The following is a 3,758-nucleotide window of genomic DNA, read 5'->3' as shown; positions in this document are numbered from 1 at the left end:
GCACTAATCTTGATAATGAATGAACATAGATTATTATTGGACTAAAGATCATAAATATTATAGATTAACTACTCAAGCTAATTTATTTGGTACTACTGATCTTATATGTAGCTGGGGTTCTTTGTACTCTAATAAAGGCAATTATAAAGTGATTCATTGCACTACCCAGCATGAAATAGATATGCACATTAAGCGTATCGCTAGGGTAAGGAAATCAAGAAGATATATCCTCATGCATACAAATATATTATAAGCTGAATAAAGATTCAACCATCAATAGCTGCAATAAAACAATAATTTACACTATTGAATTTCTCTCTGCCACTACTTATATTTTTAGTGTGAAGTATTGCTTAAGTAGGTTCACAAATCTTATATATTATATAAATCCAAAAGAGGTATGTATGTTATATAACAATATCAAATCATATTTGCTATCTTGTATTACTGTTATTTTATTGGCGAGTCCAGTTATTGCAGATGATAGTGGAAGTAAACCTGATAATAAGGCTCAGAATGTCTACTTACGACATCCTCCTAATTTACGTCCTTTTTCAGCTTTGGATTACTACTGGAATAGTATATTTGATGATAGGCTATCTATCTATGATTCAAGTTCTTTAAAAACTAAATTTATTACTAAAGATAAACAATATATCCTAGTATTAGAAGTACCAGGGTATGACAAAAGTCAAATCAAAGTTAAAGTTAGTGGTAATAAATTATTTGTAGTAGGGAATATAGAAAAAGATAATAAATCTGATGCTGCAGATGATTATACGAATAGTAATTTTAATTATGTCGTGTCTTTATATGAAGATATAGATCAAAGTAAGATTTCTTCAAACTTAAAGAATGGTATACTTACTATTACGCTTCCTCGTATAGAGGTTAAAGAGAAGGATGCAAAAGAAATACCAATTCAATAGTTGGTAATATTTTTTAATTTTGCTTAACTATTATTAGTAAACATTATTTATTAAACTTATGGAGGTACTTATGGCTTTTAATTTACCACGCATTAGAAATAAATCAGAATTACAGAATCATACAAATAAACGAAGTTATGTTGATGATATTTTTAATAATTTCTTTAATGAAATAGCTTCTTTTCCGTACTCCACCCCTTATAATGACAGAATGTTATCGCCTAAAACAGATATTACTGAAAATGAATCTGAATATCATTTAGAAGTAGAGTTACCTGGTGTAACGCAAGATAATATTGACCTTAAAATAGATAGTAATATCTTAACTATCGAAGGAAAAAAGGAACAATCTACTGAGAAAAAAGATCATAATTATCATATGCAGGAACGATATTATGGTTCTTTCTCTCGCTCTATTAGTTTACCATCTAACGTAGATGAAGAACATGTAGAAGCGAACTTTAAGGATGGCATATTATCTATAAAAATACCTAAAAAAGAGCAAAGTAAGGCTAAGAAAATTAAAATATCATAGTAGTCTGCCGCCACTTGTTGCACATTATGGTTAATTTAGGCTTAGATATCTAAAGAATGTAGCTCGAGAGATCATCAAAGAATTACATATTTCTTCTATTTCTAGAGACTTATCTAGATGCATACGTTTTGCCATGATGACCTTTGGGTTAGTTGTTGTAATCTTAGGTCTGCCACCGGTGCGACCTCGACTACGTGCAGCACTAAGACCCGCTCTAGTACGTTCTTGTATTAATCTCCTCTCAAATTGAGTAAGAGAGGAGAATATATTAAATACTAACTCTCCTGATGCTGTAGTAGTATCTATTGCACCATCACACAAAGATTTAAAGTTAATACCTTTATTATGAAGATCTTCCACTAAACTAATTAAATGCGAGATTGACCTCCCGAGTCTATCTAACCTCCATACTATCAAAGTATCGCCTCTTGTTAAGATATTAAGAGCATTGTTTAATCCTACCCTTTCCGTTTTTATCCCAGATACTTTATCTACAAATATCAACTTATCGCTGCACCCAGTTTTTTTTAGTGCATCTATTTGTAAATTTAAATTTTGGTCATAGGTACTAACTCTGGCATAACCTATCAATCTAGTCATATGTGTCTTATTTTCTTAAAGTCCTATTTATAATCTATTTTATAAGTTATTAATACTATGATATATGAGATAACTATTCAAGACTTTTTGAGTACGACGTAATCAGCTAATTATACATTTTTGATTGTTCTTCATTTGAGTCTCAAAAAACGACCGTTTCTTAAGACTCAGAGTCTGGCATATATTTCTTTACTTGACTCATATGATTACTTAAACAGTGCCAAAGCCAATTTTTTAAATTCAGCGAATGGCACCATCATATATGGACGCCTGTTCATTGATTAAATGCAACAACCCCTAATTTTATAAAAAATAGCTTAATTTTTTAATGGGCATTATTATTTCTTCTCTTTAATATTAATTGAATGCATGAGTTCTATTTATAAAGAAATAAAGCTACTTTTTAGAATTTAAAAACGTTGACACAGCATCCAAGTAGCCTGATTAGCGGATATATCAGGTTGTAAGCTGATTACCGATGCAGGATTATAGAAGTTATCTTGTGTCCGTCATACCTTAGAGTCAACTTTATTCTAAACTATAGAAATGCATAGTTACGATATTAACAAACGATCGATAATATATAAAATATATGAGTAAGAAAAAATTCAGCATATTAAAAAGTTTTTTAGCAACTGCGTCGATATTAGGTCTGTCATTGACCACCCCAACTAATGCAATATATGCTGCAGCCGTTAGTCAGATGCGAGGAAATGTTAGTCTTGATAATCCAACGAGTAATTTTGATCCGCCATTTGTCAATGGCAATACTATTGAAGCAGTAGCGTCAGGTACAATAGATGTTGCTGGTGCTGCTAACCATACAATAGGAGCGATACGTCTTATCAACGGTACAAATATTAATGTGAAGGTAGATCCTAGTGACAGGATGGTAATTGGATCCATAGCTGGTGATGGCACAGCTACTATTGTTCTTACTCAAAATGCTAGTTCGATTCCATTGATTTTAAATGGAAATGCAGGTGTAGATAATTTGCCGACAGTAAATAATTATAGTGCATTAAAAGCAGTTACCTTAAGCGGTAGTTGTACAGTTACAATCAATGCTATTCCGGATGAAGCGAATACAGGGCAGGTTAATTTCGCTTTTACAGCAAATTCAGTTCTAAATATAAAAGATGATAATACTACAATTAGAGGAGCAATAACTAACGGAGCAAATGGAACATTAAATGTAAATGCCGGAGTTACTACGGCTACTGATCCAACGATTACTACCATTCAAGAAACTAATATTGCAGATAATGTTACTTTCAATGTTGATAGTATTAATAGTGATATAGATTTATTAAATAATGGAACAAGTATAGCGTTTAAAGGAGCAAGTTCAGAGTTAGATTTAATAAATACTGGTAATGCGGATAAGCAGTTTACGTTATATGCCAACTTAAATCCATCGGATGCAGAAGATGAATACGGTATAGTAAGAATAGAGGCAACTACAAATAATCTTACTATAGCCAATAATGGAGGTCCTTATACAATAGGTCAGGATAATACACATCGCCTTAAAGAGCTTGAAGTTAAAGGAGCGGGTAGTATTGTAATTGATAATACTATATTTACAAAGCGATTTAACATGAATAGTACCGGACAGGTGACTCTTAATCAAATATTAGATTTAGGGGCAGACGGAGCTGTACTATTTAATGCTGATGGTCAGTTAACTTTAG

The 3,758-nt window shown here is 31.8% G+C and carries 4 protein-coding genes and 1 pseudogene; 4 read left to right on the top strand and 1 reads right to left on the bottom strand.

Going from position 1 to position 3,758, the window contains the following annotated elements; translation table 11 throughout:
* The first annotated feature begins 19 nt into the window (after window positions 1-19).
* From KYQ89_RS05990 to KYQ89_RS05980, 3 genes are all read left to right on the top strand, one after another.
* A complete protein-coding gene (locus tag KYQ89_RS05990) occupies window positions 20-253 on the top strand; it encodes a DNA polymerase III subunit epsilon (RefSeq protein WP_218460823.1) in 234 nt (77 codons plus the stop codon).
* A gap of 151 nt (window positions 254-404) precedes the next feature.
* Window positions 405-929, top strand: coding sequence for an Hsp20/alpha crystallin family protein (locus tag KYQ89_RS05985; protein ID WP_218460822.1), 525 nt, complete (start codon window positions 405-407; stop codon window positions 927-929).
* Between the two features lie 70 nt (window positions 930-999).
* The gene (locus tag KYQ89_RS05980) at window positions 1,000-1,464 is read left to right on the top strand and encodes an Hsp20/alpha crystallin family protein (protein WP_218460821.1); all 465 of its coding nucleotides are present in this window, start codon (window positions 1,000-1,002) and stop codon (window positions 1,462-1,464) included.
* Between the two features lie 30 nt (window positions 1,465-1,494).
* On the opposite strand, the gene KYQ89_RS05975 is transcribed toward KYQ89_RS05980, so the two are convergent.
* A complete protein-coding gene (locus tag KYQ89_RS05975; protein ID WP_218460820.1) occupies window positions 1,495-2,064 on the bottom strand; it encodes a recombinase family protein in 570 nt (189 codons plus the stop codon).
* Window positions 2,065-2,656: 592 nt separating this feature from the next.
* Here KYQ89_RS05975 and KYQ89_RS05970 point away from each other — a divergent pair.
* Window positions 2,657-3,758: pseudogene (locus KYQ89_RS05970) on the top strand (hypothetical protein); the annotation flags it as partial.

This window comes from Rickettsia sp. TH2014 (assembly GCF_019249195.1).
Taxonomy (GTDB): domain Bacteria; phylum Pseudomonadota; class Alphaproteobacteria; order Rickettsiales; family Rickettsiaceae; genus Rickettsia; species Rickettsia felis.
The sequence above is the reverse complement of the archived record's forward strand: the minus strand, read 5'-3'. Positions and strand labels throughout refer to the sequence as shown.